Raw genomic sequence first — 15,544 nt, forward strand, 5'->3', positions numbered from 1 at the left:
TGCGTCCCCTCGGCGGTTCGGTGTCAGGTAAACAGCCACGTCGACGCCCACTAAAGCAGCACGCTATGGCCTACGGCTAAAGCTCTGTGGTTTGGTGAACATCGAGAGGACGAGGTGGCGTCCTATCCACCAGGCTTGTTTGCTTATTGGCTGGTTCAGTTTTCCCCGCATGGTCAGGACGGATCTTGAACCAGATGGAGTACATCGCTGGCAGGAACACCAGCGTCATGATGGTTCCGACGAACGTGCCTCCGATCAACGTGTAGGCCAGCGTCCCCCAGAAGACGGAGTGTGTCAGGGGAATGAATGCCAGGATCGCCGCCAGCGCTGTCAGCAGTACCGGGCGGGCACGCTGGACCGTGGCTTCGACCACCGCGTGAAACGGATCCAGCCCTTCTTGGGCGTTGTGATGGATTTGCCCAATCAGAATCAGCGTATTGCGCATCAAAATGCCTGAAAGGGCGATTAGACCTACCAGAGCGTTGATACCAAACGGCTGCTGGAAGATAAGCAGTGTCGGCACCACACCAATCAACCCCAGTGGCGAGGTGAGGAACACCATGACCATCGCCGAGATCGAACGTACCTGCAGAATAATGATCAGCAGCGTCATGGCAATCATGATCGGGAACAGCGGCAACATCGCTTTACCGGCTTTGCCCGACTCCTCGATTGCACCCGCCTGCTCGATCCGGTACCCGTCAGGCAGCTGGTCGATGACCGGCTGCAGCTCTTTCATGATCACGCTCGAGACGTCCGGTGGCTGCAGGCCTTCGGCAATGTCACCGCGCACGGTAATGGTCGGCGTGCGGTCACGACGTCGGAGGATCGGATCCTCCATACGAACATCGACCTCTCCCACCTGAGACAGCGGAATCCGCTGACCCGCCGTGCCCACCAGCGTAAAGCCTTCTATCCTGGCGGGATCGAGCCGGATATCACCCGCTGCGCGACCGACCACCTGCACCGAGCGAATGTCCTCACGAACTGCGGTGATCGGTACTCCGGTCAACAGGAATTGCAGTTGCTGCGCGACTGAGTTTGACGTCAACCCCACCGCCTCCAAGCGATCCTGATCCAGGGCGAAATGCAGCGTCGGCGTCAGTGGCCCCCAGTCAGTGTTGACGGTTCTCATCATCGGGCTCGACTGCATCACGTCCAGCACCTGGCCCGCGATCTCGCGCAATTTTGACGGATCAGGCCCCATCACCCGATAGGCAACAGGGAACGGCGAATATGGACCAAACACAAGCTGAGTCACCCTGACACGCGCTTCTGGGGCAAGTCCCTCAGCAGCGGCCTCGCGGAGACGGAACTTGAGGGCCTCGCGCTCCTCCTGGCTGTCCGTCAGCACCACAATCTTCGCAAACGATGGATCAGGGAGTTCCGGCGCCATCGCCAGATAGAAACGCGGCGCGCCTTGCCCGATATAGGCCGTGACGATTTTTGCCTCACCCTGCTTTTGCAGCCAGGCCTCTATCTTGGCGGTGGTGGCGCTGGTCTGCTCAATGGAGGTTCCATAAGGCATTTGCACTTCAATCAATACCTCTGGACGGTCCGAGGTAGGGAAGAACTGTTTCTTGACCAGGCTCATGCCGAGAATCGCCACGCCAAACATTGCGATAACAGTACCGGCTACCAGCCATTTGCGAGCGATGACACGCGTCAACACCTGGCGGAAGCGGTTGTAATTTCGGGTGTTGTAGATGGCCGCATGACCACCCTCCACCTTCTTGATGTTCGGCAACATCTTCACACCCAGGTACGGGGTAAAAGCTACCGCAACCACCCAGGAGGCAATCAGGGCAATGCCCACGATCCAGAACATGTTGCTGGTGTACTCGCCGGCTGTCGACTGCGCGAAACCGTTGGGCATAAAGCCGATAGCCGTCACCAGCGTACCGGAAAGCATCGGCGCGGCTGTATGACTCCAGGCGTACGCGGAAGCTTTGATGCGGTCGTAGCCCTCTTCCATTTTCACCACCATCATTTCGATAGCAATGATGGCGTCGTCCACCAACAGTCCGAGCGCCAGAATCAACGAGCCAAGGGTGATACGGTCAAAGTTCTTTCCAGTGGCCGCCATCACCACAAACACCACAGCCAACGTCAACGGCACAGCCGCAGCGACCACAACGCCTACACGCCAGCCCATGCTGAGAAAGCAGACAAGCATCACCACAAGCAGCGCGACGAAAAACTTGACCATGAACTCGCCGACGGCCGAACTGATATTTACAGATTGATCGGTGACCTTGGAGAGCGTCATGCCCAACGGCATGCCTTCATTGATCTTGACCGTCTCCGCGTCCAGCGCCTTGCCCAGGTCAAGACCGTTCCAACCCTCACGCATCACGATCCCCAGCAACAAGGCCTCTTCACCGTTATTACGCACGAGAAAGGTTGCCGGATCTTCATAACCACGTTCGATCGTCGCCACGTCCGAGAGCTTCAGCGTCCGCCCCTGAACCGCAATGGGTGTGTCACGAATCTTCTGCACCTTATCGAAGGCGCCATCCAGCCGAAGAAAAACCTGCGGCCCGTCGCTTTCGATCGAACCGGCAGGCGTGAGCACGTTCTGATTATTCAGCGCGGCAAAGATGTCCTGAGGTGATACGCCCAAGGTGGCCAGCCGATCATGGGAAAAGGAAACAAAGATGCGCTCGGGTTGCTCCCCAATGATGTTGACCTTCTTCACGCCCGGCACATGCAACAGTTGTTGGCGCAACGACTCTGCATCACGTACCAACAGTCGCTGCGGTTCGCCTTTGGCTTTCAGGGCGAACAGTGCAAATGTCACGTCCGAAAACTCGTCGTTGACCATTGGCCCAATGACACCCGCCGGCAGCTTCCTGGCCTCATCGTCGAGCTTTTTACGCGCCTGATAGAACTCCTCCTGCACTTGCGAGGGCGGCGTGCTATCGCGCAGTGACACCATGGTGAAGGCGAGGCCAGGACGGGTGTAGGTTTCCGTGCGGTCGTACCATTTCAGTTCTTGCAGGCGCTTTTCAAGTGGCTCTGCTACCTGATCCTGCATCTCCTGCGCCGTGGCGCCCGGCCACGCGGTAATGACCGTCAACTGCTTGACCGTAAACGGAGGATCTTCCGCACGCCCCAGCTGGAAGAACGACAGGATGCCCGCAACAGCGATCAGGAAGATCAGAAACACCGTGATGGAGCGCTCGCGAACGGCGATCGCGGAGAGATTGAAGCGCCCCTCGCTCATGGATGACTCCCTGCGACCTTGACGCCATCCGGTTGAGCCAGCCTCACCTCCTCACCATCGCGCAGCAGATGCGCGCCTAACGCTACAATCTGCTCGCCGACCTTGAGATCGCCTGCGACTCGCGCTGCGTCGTCGCTCAAGCCCAAGATTTGAACAGGTCGCCAGGCCACCTTCGCAGGTGTACCGGCAATGACCCACACGCCAGTGCCTTGGCCTGGGTCATAAACGGCAGCGATCGGCACTTGTAGCCCCTGCCCTTGCGTGGCGCCTTCAGCGATCCGAAGCGTGACGGTCGAACCTAGCGGTGCATTGGCCAGCGCGCCCTCAAGCACATACCGCGCCTCGAAGGTGCGTGTCATTCGGTCGGCCGAGTCAGAAAGCAACCTCAGCTTCGCTGTAACAGCACCCGTGGTATTGCCATAAAGCGTCGCCTGCGCGGTGGATCCTGCTGCGGGGCGTAGCGTCTCGGGCAGATGCACGATGGCTTCGCGCTGCCCCGCCCGCGCCAGTCGAACCACGGGCTGCCCCGGGCTGACGACTTGCCCGGGCTCGGCGAGCGTCTCCACCACTACGCCGTCGGAATCCGCAAACAGCACCGCATAACCAGAAGCATTGCGGGCTACATCAGCCTGCGCTTCAGCGGCGCTGAGCTGCGCCTTTGCGGTATCCGCTGCGGCTTTGATCTGGTCGTAAGCCGATGCGGAAATAGCGCCTGCGGCGACCAGGTCGCGATATCGCGCCTCGTCATCTGCAGTCTGCTTGGCTCGGGCCCGAGCGGCGATGACCGACTCTTGCTGTGCTCGCGCCTGCAACCCCAGGTCGATTGGGTCGAGACGCATGAGTGGCTGACCGCGCTTAACGGTCTGACCGGTGTCAACCAGACGCTCAAGCACCTTGCCTGATACCCGAAAACCCAGATCGCCCTGGACGCGGGCAGCCACGACGCCCGTGAAAGAACGTGAGACGTCGGACGAACCCTGAACCGCAGAGGACCTCACCAGAGGGGCATGCGTACGTGGATCTTCAACGGTGGATGAGTCGCCACACGCCGTCAGGACGAGAGGCAACAAGCAAGCGGCAATGGGGACAGGTCGAAGCCGGCGCATAGGTTCCCTTACTTAAACAAATAGGACTGGCGCTTCATTCTCAGTCTAGTGACTATATCTGTCAATGGTCACGAATCATGAAGTACTGCCCCCCATGATCCCAGCACTAGCGTTGCCGAATACTGCTGGCCAACCTCGAGCTCAGTCCAAAGAGCGTCGATTGACAGATAGTGACCATAACGTAATATGGTCACAAACATCCTCAATTGAAGGTACCTCAATGCCTCCCCTCCGCCCCATTGCTCTCTTGGTGAGTGCCAGCTTGATGACAGGTTGCGCGGTCGGTCCGGACTATCACCGTCCGGACGCCCCACTGTCGGACCATTACTTGGGGCAGTCTTCTGTCGAACAGAGGCCTGGGGCGACGCCGGCCAGTCTTGTCGCCTGGTGGGAAGGCTTTGGTGATCCGCTGTTAGCCGACTTCGTCTCCAAGGCACTTGAGCAGAACCTGGATCTGGCGCAGGCGTCGGCGCGAGTCACGCAGGCGCGGGCCGGACTGGGCGCCGCAAATGCCGCTTTACTGCCCTCGGGGAACATCAGCGGACAGGCCGCGCGCTCCTACCAGTCAATCGAGACGCCGCTCGGCCAGGTGTTGAACTCAACGCCTGGCTATGATCGGTACGGAAGTTCCTACGAGGCCAACCTAGATGCCAGCTGGGAGGTAGATGTCTTTGGCGGATTGCGCCGCGGACGCGAGGCTGCTCTGGCCGAGTACCAGGCTTCCCAGGCGGGCGTCGCTGCCACACGATTGGCCGTCGCCGCGCAGACCGCCGATATCTACATCACTATCCGCGGACTGCAGACCCGGCTGGACATTGCGAACCGACAAGTCAAAACACAGCAGGAGCTACTAGAGAAAGTCCAATTGCTCTACAGCAAGGGGCTCGCCGCCAACTATCAGGTTCGCCAGGCCGAGGGGGCGCTATCGCAGGTCCAGGCGACAGTGCCGGTCCTGCAGACCGGTCTCGATGCTGCCATGAATGCGCTGGATGTCATGCTCGGCACGCCGCCAGGCACTCACCGCACACAACTGGCCAGTGCGGGGAGCATTCCTGTAGCGCCGCAGTTAAAGACGATGGGAACGCCGGCCGATTTGCTGCGCCGCAGGCCAGACCTCATTGTGGCTGAGCGCCGTCTTGCGGCTTCAAACGCACGCATCGGGGAGGCGATTGCTGAGTACTACCCGAAATTCTCCCTCAGCGCATTGCTGGGTAGTGCTACGGCTGTATCCGCAGGCAATCTTTTCACCAGCGGCGCCAGCCAGTCAGCGGGCGTACTGGGCCTGCGCTGGAGACTCTTCGACTTCGGTCGCATAAACGCCCAAATCGACCAAGCCAAGGGACAGGAAGCCGAAACCCTGGCCGCTTACCGTCAGTCTGTGCTGCGCGCCACCGAGGATGTGGAGAACGCGCTCTCCTCACTGGTGAATCGGGAAGCTCAAGCAACCACCCTCACCGGGGGAGAGGCGTCTCTGACACAGGCTCGCCAATCGTCGTTCATTGCCTATGAGAAAGGCACAGCCAGCCTGATCGATGTCCTGCACGCCGACGAGACGATGCTGCAGGCTTCCGATGCTCGGGCACAAGCACGAACGGAATCGGCACGGGCGGCGGTCGCGGCATTCAAGGCCCTCGGTGGTGGCTGGCAGCCTCCTGAAACTCAGCCTGTTGCGACACGATGATTTAACCAGGTGACGTAGCACTTGATGCACGCACCTCCCCCCTCTTTCAGCTACTACCCAATCCGAGAGTGGGTTCGCTCACCGACTGACGCGGTCAGCAGCCAATTGCTCAATAGAAACCAACCGGAGTAAAGCGAAATGAAGTCGAACGAAAATTCCTGGGTACTCATCACCGGCGCATCAAGCGGATTTGGCGAGGAGTTTGCCCGGCAATATGCAGCGCAGGGAAAATCGCTCGTTCTGGTAGCAAGAAGGCTGAGCAAGCTCGAAGCGCTATCGGCGCAGTTGCGCGAACGCTTCGGCGTTGATGTGATCGTCGAACAAGTAGACCTGTCCTCGATCCCGGCGATCATCGGACTGCATGAGCGACTCAGCGAACGCAATATAGTGATCGATGTGCTCATCAACAATGCGGGTCATGGATTGCAGGGGCCTTTCCTGGATCAACCTCTGGATGAGTCCCTGACCATGATTGATTTGGATATCGCCAGCCTGACAGCCCTGACACGCCTTTTCGCGGCCGACATGCGAGCCCGCAAACGTGGGCACATCCTGATGGTCGCCAGCTTGCTGTCCTTCCAGGGCGTGAAGAATTTCGCCGTTTACTCTGCCGCGAAAGCCTATGTTCTTCGCTTCTCTGATGCGCTTCATCGCGAACTGAAAAATGACGGCGTCGTCGTTACCGCACTGTGCCCAGGAATGTCGGATACCGGATTTGCAGAAAGCGCCAAGCAAAAGATCACGCCGGTCTTGAAAAGGGTGATGATGCAGCCCCAACCCGTCGTACGTGCAGGAATCCGTGCGCTGCAAGCCGGACGCATGAGTGTGGTGCCCGGTTTTGGCAACAAGGCCATTACTGTCTTGACTTGGGCCACACCTCGTCGGCTTCATCAGGGCCTTATGGCGCAGGTGATGGGAGTCTGAGGGGGCGACAAAGAGGCCTTTTACCTCAGGGGAAAGGCCCGAGATGTGTTCCTAAAGGTCGGGAGGCAACGCGTGCTCCCGACAGGACATTCATCGTGTAACAGCACTCAATTAGAAGCGGTAACTCACAGACGTACCGAGCCCGTTCGCACTGTTCTTAAATTTGGCACTGTATGCACCTCTATTCGCAGAGGCGTCGTTGATCTGCACGCTCTCCTCCCATAGGTAGGAATAAGCAACATCGATCGTGACATTGTCCGCCGGAGTCCAGCCAGCACCGAAGCTGATAACCTTCCGGTCACCCGTAGGAATACGTGGTCCACGGTTGGTGTTGTTGGTGGGAGACTGGTCGACCGAGAAGCCTGCGCGAAGTACCCATTGGCTGTTCAATTTGTACGCCGTGCCGATAGCGTGAGCCCACGTATCATGCCAGTTCTGTTCTTCGGTAATCGTGCCCAGCGAGCCGCTCAACAAAGGGGGTAAACCCGTGTTCTCGATGGTTAATTCTTTAAAGCGACTCCAACGTGTCCAGGTACTCCCCAAATATAGAGTCCAGTCATTATTGAGCTGATGAGTCACCGAGAAATCCACTGACTCTGGGGTATCCACATCCAGTGAAGCGTCATAACTCCGACCGCTGACCCCCAACACGCTAAAGATGCCGTCGGTGACCTTGGTCTTGGCGTCCAAGTGGTAACTGACCTTGGAATGGTAAGTCATGCCCAAGCGAGTTTGGTCTGTAGCCTGCACCAGGATACCGGCGTTGAAACCGAGGGCCGTGTCATCGCCCGTGCTTTTGAGTTTTCCGTCATTGCGACCTGGGCTAAGTGGATTGGGCACCATCCCGGACAGCTCACCGGTGATGCGGTTGATGGTCGGACCGAACCCGATCGAAACTTTGTCGTTGAAGGCATAGCTGATGGTGGGCTGGAACGTAAGGGTCGTGACCTCACTTTTGTTGGCGTAGTAACGCCCGGCAAAACCGCTGCCATAGTCAGTCATCAGACCGAAAGGTACATAAAAACCTACACCGAACGCCCAATGCTCATCGATGGGTTTGACGTAGTAACCCATAGGCACTGTGGTGGTTGGCACCATGTCGCCGTCTTCCTGACCTCCGAATGTACTGCGGGTTTGGCTTATGTCGGTCTTCGCGAATAGAGTCGCCGCGCCCACGCTGACCTGCTCTCTTTTCAATCGAGACATACCCGCCGGATTACCGAAGACCGTGCTCGCATCTTCAGCGGATGAGGAGCGCCCGGCAAACCCGGACCCCATCCCACTGACGCTTTGTTCATTGAGAGCGAAACCGCTTGCAAACACATTTGAAGATGCGAGCACGACAGCGAGGCCAAATGGGCTCTTGAGCAACATTTTTTTCATTGTTTGAACTCTATGGGATCACTGAGATGAAGCAGTAGAAGTAACGGCTCACCATATTTATTCATGTGACCAATTCAGTCAATGGTCACAACGCGAATAAATGAAATGCCCTTCGACGACTGGAAGAAGGGCAAAGTGAAAAGCCGTTTTGGTGATGTGTCGCTTACACAGGCATGACGTAAAACCGTTAGCCGAAGGTCAAGGCATGAGGCTACGCAAAATGAGGTTGGCGGTGAGCGTGGGCGCCTCCTCGACATAATCGAGGTTGTACTGCAGGAGTAAAGGATTGACGAAAGGCCGCAAAGCCAGATGTATCGCTTCTACTGTTTCGTCCAGGGGAGTCTTGCGTTCAAATTCGCCGATCTCTCGCCCCTCCCGCACGATTTGCAACACGAAGCGTTTGATCTGTGCGTCATAAGCCTGCGTACTGGGCCAGCTTTCCGACGCCGCAAATGCTGCTATGTCATAGAGTTTTCGGTCGTTAAAGAACAGATTCACGCCTGTGGCGACCACAGTTTTGACCAATCGTCGAAAGCGTTCCGTCGGCGACAGGTCTTCTACATTGATCGCCTGCTCCACAGCCGCGACGATTTCTGCCAGACAATTTGCACAGATGGCTTCACCGATCGCCTGCTTGGAATCAAAAAATTTGTAGATGTAGGCCTTGGAAAACCCAATGGCCCTAGCCAGGTCGGAAACCGTGGTTTTGCCGTAGCCGTACTGACTGAAGTGTTCGTTGGCCGCCGCAACAATCTGGTCTCGAATGTCGTGATCGGCTGGGCCACGGGGGCTGGGCGAAGCTGAAGATATTGATGGCTGATTCATGGGAACAGCTTACTCACCCAATCGCCGACTGACAACTTGTGACCGATAAGATATCTAGTCACGAATCGGCCATTTTGAACGACTTTTTCGAGCGCCCACAAACTTCATCACTTGAGCCGGTCGACAGTGGCTGCCTCGAGGAGTTGTTGCAGCGCGACACACGACTGATTTATTGGAGAACATTATCTGATAGTCCTTCAGTGGTGAGCGCTGCCGCCGAGACTGGTTCGGGGAACGGAACTGCGAACGAAGGTGTCATCTGTATTAGGCACCATGGTGTCGCAATCCTGTTGGGATAGAGAGGTGGTTTTCATGAACAATATTATCTACATCGTCGGGGCAGTTGTGATTGTCCTGGTTATTCTGTCGTTTGTCGGCCTTGTATAGCCTTAGCTGCCAGCTGAGAACCGTCCTGATGGCGCCTGCCTGACAGGGTGTATTTATGTTGCTACCCCCTGCCCTCGCAACATCGCAATATCCCGCTTAGGGGGTACGCCAAACAGACGGCTGTATTCGCGGCTGAACTGCGATGGGCTTTCATAGCCGACCTGGTAGGCTGCGCTTGATACTTCCTGATGCTCGTTGAGCATCAATCGCCTCGCCTCGTTCAATCGCAACCACTTCTGGTACTGCAACGGGCTCATCGAGGTGAGCTGGCGGAAATGGTGATGAAAGGTGGGTGTACTCATCTGCACTCGCGCCGCAAGTTCTTCGACGCGAAGCGCCGAGGCGTAATTCAACTTCAGCCAGTCGATGGCTTTTGCGATGCGATAACCCTGGCCATCGACCGAGGTAATCTGCCGCAACCTGGCAGCCTGATCACTCTTCAAGAGACGATAGTGAATTTCGCGCTGAATCAGGGGCGCAAGCACAGGGATGGCTTCAGGCTCATCGAGTAGCGCCAGCAAGCGCTCGAACGACGCCAACATGGCAGGCGTTACTGAACCAATCCCGACACCTTTCACCACTGATCGATCACGGGTTGGCGGCAAGTCACCCTGCACTATCAGCTCAGCCAACATGCGTAGATCGAGCTTCAAAGTCAGCCCCAGGCATGGCTGCTCCGAGCTTGCCACCAGCACCTCAGAATTGGCGGGCAAGTCCAATGAGGTGATCAGAAATCGCGACGTGTCATACGGGTAGCCCTCGCCACCTACCCACAACTGTTTCTCACCTTGGACAACGAGGATGATGCTTGGCTCGACCATGCAGACGACGGGCGGCGACGGATGTTCGCGCCTGAAAAAGCCCAGGCCCGCAATGGGCGTTCCGTAGTCACCTGGTTTCGGGATCTGCTCGCCAATGATCCGCACGAGCGTTTCTTGTGGCGACAGGTGTTGAGCAGCAGTGTCGTGTTTGATCGTCATGTTCGCCTTGTACCTCTTCGCTGAACTCTAACTCGCCCGCTCGTGACCGTCCTGCAAAAAAACAGAGACTCATAGAATCAGGCAAGTAATCCAGTGCAATGCACTACAGGGAGTCTGGGCAGAGCCGGAAAATGTTCATCCGACAAAGCCATTGAGGACTCTCCCATGCTTGTACAAGCCTATGGTGCTCATGCGGGCGACAAGCCCCTTGAACCGTTGCAAATCATTCGCCGCACACCCGCCACCCATGACGTTCAGATCGATATTGCCTTTTGCGGCATCTGCCATTCGGACTTGCACCAGGTGCGCGCCGAGTGGGCGGGCACGCAATTTTCGGGCAAGAAAATCGGCGTGGTCGGCATTGGTGGCCTGGGCCACATGGGCATCAAGCTGGCCCACGCGATGGGCGCCCACGTTGTGGCGTTCACTACATCCGAATCCAAGCGCGAAGCGGCGAAGGAGATGGCCGCGCATGCCAAGAGCTTCGACTTCATCCTCAACACCGTCGCAGCCCCCCCCCCACGATCTCGATGCCTTCCTGGTTCTACTCAAGCGCGATGGTGCGCTGACCCTGGTCGGTGCGCCCGCCTCGCCGCATCCATCGCCCAATGTGTTCAACCTGATCATGAAACGACGAACGATTGCCGGCTCGATGATCGGCGGTATCCCCGAGACACAGGAGATGCTGGATTTCTGCGCCGAGCACGGCATCGTCGCCGACATCGAGTTGGTCCGGGTCGATCAGATCAACGAATCCTATGAGCGGATGCTCAAGGGCGACGTCAAGTATCGCTTCGTGATCGACAACGCCACATTGGCTGGCTAAGCGAAAGGCGCCAGCGAACAACCACTCATCAAAAGGACTATCCAGTGAAAGGCATTTTGCTTGCCCTAGGGCTGCTTGTTACCTCTTTTTCTTCAACGGGAGCCGATCTGTCGAACGGCGCGGACAACTTCTACAAAAGCGAAAAAGTGACGGTAGAAAAGGTCACCTTCAAGAATCAATACGGCATGAAGGTGGTGGGCAATCTGTTCATCCTGAAGAACCTCAATCCTCAATCGAAGAATGCCGCGATCATTGTCGGTCATCCAATGGGGGCAGTGAAGGAGCAGAGTGCAAACCTCTACGCCACAAAAATGGCCGAGCAGGGATTTATCACACTGTCGCTGGACTTGTCCTTCTGGGGTGAAAGTGAGGGCACGCCTCGCCAGGCCGTTTCGCCTGATATCTACGCCGAAGACTTCAGTGCCGCCGTGGACTTTCTCGGCTCTCGCCCATTGGTCGATCGTGAACGTATCGGCGTCATCGGTATTTGCGGCAGTGGCAGCTTCGCCATCAGTGCGGCCAAGATCGATCCGCGTCTGAAGGCCATCGCCACCGTCAGCATGTACGACATGGGCGCCGCCAATCGTAATGGCCTCAAGCACAGTGTAACGATCGAACAACGCCAGCAAATCATTCGCGAAGCGGCGCAGCAGCGCAACGCCGAATTCTGGGGTGGCGAAGTCCGCTATACCAGCGGCTCACCACTGAAGCTAACCGGCAACGCCGTGGGTGACGAGTTCTACGATTTCTATCGCACACCACGTGGTGAGGTCACCCCTGCCGGCGCATCGGCGCAGACAACCACCATGCCGACGCTGACCAGCAACGTGAAATTCATGAACTTCTATCCGTTCAACGACATCGAGACGATCTCCCCTCGCCCACTGCTGTTCATTGCTGGCGCCCGGGCACACTCACTCGAGTTCAGTGAGGATGCCTACAAACGCGCGGCAGAACCTAAAGAACTGCTCATCATTCCAGATGCCGGCCATGTGGATCTTTACGACCGGGTCAACCTCATTCCATTCGCCAAGTTGACCACATTCTTCAAAAGCAACCTGAAGTAGCCTGAACAGTGCCCTGGCCGGGCATCCGTTCTCACGCGCGGCCTCGTTCCCGGGGCCGCGACGCTTCGCGCATTACAGGATTCAATCAATGATCCAACACACGCTCTCAGGCCCGCGAAAACCTGAACAATCATGGGGTGCCGTATTCGCCATGTCGCTCGCCGCCTTCGTCCTGGTGGCATCGGAGTTCATGCCCGTCAGCCTGCTGACACTGATTGCCGCCGATCTGCATATCACCGAAGGGCAAGCGGGCCAGGGCATTTCAGTCTCCGGGCTGTTTGCGCTATTCGCCAGCCTCCTGACCGCTTCGGTGGCGGCGCGGGTCGACCGCAAGCCACTGCTGTTGTCCCTGACTCTGCTGATGATCGTTTCGGGAACCGTGGTCGCGTTCGCGCCGAACTACTGGGTGTTCATGGCCGGCCGCGCGCTGATCGGCGTGGCAATTGGTGGCTTCTGGTCATTGTCGGCGGCAACTGCCATACGCCTGGTGCCCGACGACCAGATCGCTCGCGCCATGGCAGTCGTCAATGGCGGCAACGCTCTGGCGACAGTGATTGCAGCACCTCTGGGCAGTTTTCTCGGAGCCTTCATCGGATGGCGCGGTGCATTTTTGTGCGTCATCCCGGTCGCGGTAATCGCCAGTCTCTGGCTTTGGGCGAGCCTTCCTGCGATGAAGTCGCAAAGCGGTTCAGGCACTGGAAATGTTTTCAGGCTGATGAAAAGCACACCGGTCACGTTAGGCATGACGGCGGTCAGTGTCTTTTTCATGGGCCAGTTCATGCTATTTACCTACCTGCGCCCGTTCCTTGAAACGGTCACGCACGTCAGTATTTCCATGCTGTCACTGATGTTGCTCGTCCTCGGCCTGGCAGGCCTCGCGGGAACCTTCCTGATTGAAGCATTCTTGAAAAATGGCCTGCATCGCACCCTCATCGTCATCCCGATATTGATGGCGGCGATCGCACTGGCACTCGTTTCGTTCGGCAGCTCTGCGACTACCACCACCGTCTTGTTGGGCCTCTGGGGGCTGGTTGCGACCGCGGCGCCGGTGGGATGGTGGACATGGCTGGCCAGAACATTGCCAGAGGATACTGAAGCCGGAGGCGGCTTAATGGTGGCGATCATCCAACTGGCCATTGCATCCGGCGCAACCGTTGGCGGGCTGGTATTTGACTCGAACGGCTATCGAGCGACTTTCGAGTTGAGCGCCACGCTGCTGGGCGTGGCGGCAGTTCTTGCCTTCCTGGCGGCACGCGCTGCCTCGCGAGAACCTGTTGCATCGGAGAGCATCGCTTGAAAAAACACAAGACATGCCAAGGCGAGTCTTGTGTTCCCTGTGGGGCAATCGGTTGCAGACTGGACGGTAAAATCAGCGTGCGCTGTCGATGATTTGGCCACCGTCAGGCGTCAGGCTATACCCCGTCAAAAATTGCCCATCCTTGCTGGCGAGAAACAGCACCACCGGTGCGATGTCCTCTACGGGTGATCCATAACGGCCAAGTACGTTAGTGGGTGCAGGCACATCGGCCGCAGTACCCCAAGCGTCTGCGACCGGCATGACATTGTTCACCGTTCCTCAAAGGGCCGTGGACGTTGATTACTAATTCAGGGGCAGATGAATCGCTGCTGGCGCCGTTCCGGGCAAACAAAATGATCACCCTTGAAATAGCTGACAGCCGACTGTTCTATGTACAGGCTCAAGGGACAAGCTTTCTTCTCTCGATGGGGACAGACAAGACAATGCTTGTACGTGTCTCACCGTACGCGTTGATCTTCGCAATGATATTTTCGATATCGGCCATTGACCTGGCATAGATCCTGATCAGGTAGGAGTCGTTACCCGTGACGTGCAGGCACTCAACGACTTCGGGTATGTCGTTGAGCGTCGCTATCAATTTGGATTTCGCAGGCTTGAGGGTGGTCATGCCGACGACAGCAGATATGCCGAACCCTAGTTTGGTTGGATCTAACTGAGCGCTATATCCCTTGATGACCCCAGAATCTTCGAGCTTTCGCAACCGATCAGTGGTGGCGGGAATAGAAAGACCTGCGTGCTTGGACAGCTCCGTGATGGAAATGCGACCAAAGTCCTGCACCTTCCCCAAGATTTTGATGTCTATACGGTCCATGTAAGCTCCCACAGCAAAAAGTATAAATTTTAATGAAAAGCACCCGGTTTTCATTAAAAAATAATGCACCAAAATAAAGCAGAGTGCTAGTCTATTTGCAGCCCGGTAAAGCCTAACAAGAACCCGGGTAATCAATAGCTCTGAATCCTTAGCGTTACGCACTGCATAATAAAATATTCTCCTCCAGGGATGGTGTTCGTATGGAAGATGAAAAAATAAAGTGTGAAAAAAAATCCTATCCATCATTCGCGAATTATATTGGAACGCAAGTCCTAAGTTTTCGTGATTTCAAGATGGATCAGATTTTTATGTATTTGGCTGGCGTCGCCCTTTTCTCGGTGGGGGCCAAGTTTTTCATAGTCAGTCAACTGGGGACTGACCCATTAGATGTCCTGATCATCTCGATAAATAAAATACTCATGCTCGGAATGGGCGTTTGTTCGGGTATCGTTTCTCTATTCTTTCTGCTGTGGTGGATGCTCTGGAACAAGAAATATCCTCCGATAAGCCCATTTGTTACAACCACACTTACAGGTCTGTTGATTGACCTCTGGTCCGTGCTGGGGCTTGGAGAGTATTTGATTGTCAGAGTGAATGAGTACACGATATTGGCGATGGGTCTGGTGCTGTGTGCTTATTCGTCTGCACTGATTATCATGAGCGGTATTGGTATCAGAATCATGGACCTTGTGGTGCTTACCATGGTGTCCAAATGGGCGTGGTCATTCACCAAAGCCAAAATGATAATTGAAATTGGCATCTTTTCAACCGGATGGCTTCTAGGCGGGCCCTTCGGTATGGGAACCATTGCATTCTTGTTGGTCATAGGCCCTCTTATACAGCCATTCATGAATATAAACGCCAGGCGTTTTTCACTTAAGAATTATGGATTGACCAGCGTTTCTTCCGCCTATCAATAACTACTAGGGGATTGCTGCCACTGTGGCGGCGGGATTGTTTCGCCTCGACTATTTAAACCGATGATATTGACAGCAACTTCCGTAAAATGA

General features: G+C 56.4%; 12 protein-coding genes and 1 pseudogene. 6 read left to right on the forward strand and 7 right to left on the reverse strand.

The annotated features are described in order from the left end of the window. Positions 1 to 76 precede the first annotated feature (76 nt). Positions 77 to 3,226: an efflux RND transporter permease subunit gene (locus tag F475_RS20245; RefSeq protein ID WP_111454585.1), complete on the reverse strand. Its 3,150-nt coding sequence runs from the start codon at positions 3,224 to 3,226 to the stop codon at positions 77 to 79. Further along, entirely contained in the window at positions 3,223 to 4,332 is a 1,110-nt protein-coding gene (locus F475_RS20250; protein WP_018927741.1) for an efflux RND transporter periplasmic adaptor subunit, read from the reverse strand. Before F475_RS20250 ends, F475_RS20245 begins: the two co-directional genes overlap by 4 nt. 220 nt (positions 4,333 to 4,552) lie before the next feature. On the opposite strand from F475_RS20250, the gene F475_RS20255 reads away from it, so the two are divergent. Both F475_RS20255 and F475_RS20260 read left to right on the forward strand, forming a co-directional pair. Next, positions 4,553 to 6,013 (forward strand): efflux transporter outer membrane subunit, encoded by a 1,461-nt coding sequence (locus F475_RS20255; protein WP_019578526.1) that lies wholly within the window; start codon positions 4,553 to 4,555, stop codon positions 6,011 to 6,013. 138 nt (positions 6,014 to 6,151) lie between these two features. Then, on the forward strand, positions 6,152 to 6,937 hold the full coding sequence (locus tag F475_RS20260; RefSeq protein WP_111454586.1) for an SDR family oxidoreductase: 786 nt from the start codon (positions 6,152 to 6,154) through the stop codon (positions 6,935 to 6,937). Positions 6,938 to 7,048: 111 nt separating this feature from the next. On the opposite strand, the gene F475_RS20265 is transcribed toward F475_RS20260, so the two are convergent. From F475_RS20265 to F475_RS20275, 3 genes are all read right to left on the reverse strand, one after another. Then, positions 7,049 to 8,320 carry an OmpP1/FadL family transporter gene (locus tag F475_RS20265; protein ID WP_018927738.1) on the reverse strand — a complete coding sequence of 424 codons (1,272 nt, stop codon included), beginning with the start codon at positions 8,318 to 8,320 and terminating at the stop codon, positions 7,049 to 7,051. Positions 8,321 to 8,518: 198 nt separating this feature from the next. Continuing rightward, the gene (locus F475_RS20270; RefSeq protein WP_018927737.1) at positions 8,519 to 9,145 is read right to left on the reverse strand and encodes a TetR/AcrR family transcriptional regulator; all 627 of its coding nucleotides are present in this window, start codon (positions 9,143 to 9,145) and stop codon (positions 8,519 to 8,521) included. 440 nt (positions 9,146 to 9,585) lie between these two features. Then, positions 9,586 to 10,512 carry an AraC family transcriptional regulator gene (locus F475_RS20275; RefSeq protein ID WP_111454587.1) on the reverse strand — a complete coding sequence of 309 codons (927 nt, stop codon included), beginning with the start codon at positions 10,510 to 10,512 and terminating at the stop codon, positions 9,586 to 9,588. Positions 10,513 to 10,677: 165 nt separating this feature from the next. Here F475_RS20275 and F475_RS20280 point away from each other — a divergent pair. From F475_RS20280 to F475_RS20290, 3 genes and pseudogenes are all read left to right on the forward strand, one after another. Then, positions 10,678 to 11,338 (forward strand): annotated as a pseudogene (locus F475_RS20280) (zinc-binding dehydrogenase). 44 nt (positions 11,339 to 11,382) lie between these two features. Then, positions 11,383 to 12,405, forward strand: a complete 1,023-nt coding sequence (locus F475_RS20285; RefSeq protein ID WP_026331598.1) for an alpha/beta hydrolase — start codon at positions 11,383 to 11,385, stop codon at positions 12,403 to 12,405. Positions 12,406 to 12,493: 88 nt separating this feature from the next. Next, positions 12,494 to 13,702: an MFS transporter gene (locus F475_RS20290; RefSeq protein WP_177431121.1), complete on the forward strand. Its 1,209-nt coding sequence runs from the start codon at positions 12,494 to 12,496 to the stop codon at positions 13,700 to 13,702. 72 nt (positions 13,703 to 13,774) lie between these two features. Here F475_RS20290 and F475_RS20295 read toward each other — a convergent pair whose 3' ends face one another. Both F475_RS20295 and F475_RS20300 read right to left on the reverse strand, forming a co-directional pair. After that, positions 13,775 to 13,963: a short-chain dehydrogenase/reductase gene (locus F475_RS20295; protein WP_111454588.1), complete on the reverse strand. Its 189-nt coding sequence runs from the start codon at positions 13,961 to 13,963 to the stop codon at positions 13,775 to 13,777. 139 nt (positions 13,964 to 14,102) lie between these two features. Next, complete coding sequence (locus F475_RS20300) at positions 14,103 to 14,534, reverse strand: Lrp/AsnC family transcriptional regulator (protein ID WP_019578517.1); 432 nt, start codon at positions 14,532 to 14,534, stop codon at positions 14,103 to 14,105. A 200-nt stretch (positions 14,535 to 14,734) separates the two neighbouring features. Between F475_RS20300 and F475_RS20305 the strand changes: the two genes are divergently transcribed. Further along, entirely contained in the window at positions 14,735 to 15,454 is a 720-nt protein-coding gene (locus tag F475_RS20305; protein ID WP_018927730.1) for a YitT family protein, read from the forward strand. The last annotated feature ends 90 nt before the right edge of the window (positions 15,455 to 15,544 follow it).

Source organism: Pseudomonas sp. URMO17WK12:I6 (assembly GCF_003253625.1).
In the GTDB taxonomy this organism is placed as follows: Bacteria; Pseudomonadota; Gammaproteobacteria; order Pseudomonadales; family Pseudomonadaceae; genus Aquipseudomonas.

Coding starts and splice junctions, on each gene's coding strand:
- F475_RS20245 (WP_111454585.1), bottom strand. CDS start 3,226: ATGAGCGAGGGGCGCTTCAATCTCTCCGCGATCGCCGTTCGCGAGCGC.
- F475_RS20250 (WP_018927741.1), bottom strand. CDS start 4,332: ATGCGCCGGCTTCGACCTGTCCCCATTGCCGCTTGCTTGTTGCCTCTC.
- F475_RS20255 (WP_019578526.1), top strand. CDS start 4,553: ATGCCTCCCCTCCGCCCCATTGCTCTCTTGGTGAGTGCCAGCTTGATG.
- F475_RS20260 (WP_111454586.1), top strand. CDS start 6,152: ATGAAGTCGAACGAAAATTCCTGGGTACTCATCACCGGCGCATCAAGC.
- F475_RS20265 (WP_018927738.1), bottom strand. CDS start 8,320: ATGAAAAAAATGTTGCTCAAGAGCCCATTTGGCCTCGCTGTCGTGCTC.
- F475_RS20270 (WP_018927737.1), bottom strand. CDS start 9,145: ATGAATCAGCCATCAATATCTTCAGCTTCGCCCAGCCCCCGTGGCCCA.
- F475_RS20275 (WP_111454587.1), bottom strand. CDS start 10,512: ATGACGATCAAACACGACACTGCTGCTCAACACCTGTCGCCACAAGAA.
- F475_RS20290 (WP_177431121.1), top strand. CDS start 12,494: ATGATCCAACACACGCTCTCAGGCCCGCGAAAACCTGAACAATCATGG.
- F475_RS20295 (WP_111454588.1), bottom strand. CDS start 13,963: ATGCCGGTCGCAGACGCTTGGGGTACTGCGGCCGATGTGCCTGCACCC.
- F475_RS20300 (WP_019578517.1), bottom strand. CDS start 14,534: ATGGACCGTATAGACATCAAAATCTTGGGGAAGGTGCAGGACTTTGGT.
- F475_RS20305 (WP_018927730.1), top strand. CDS start 14,735: ATGGAAGATGAAAAAATAAAGTGTGAAAAAAAATCCTATCCATCATTC.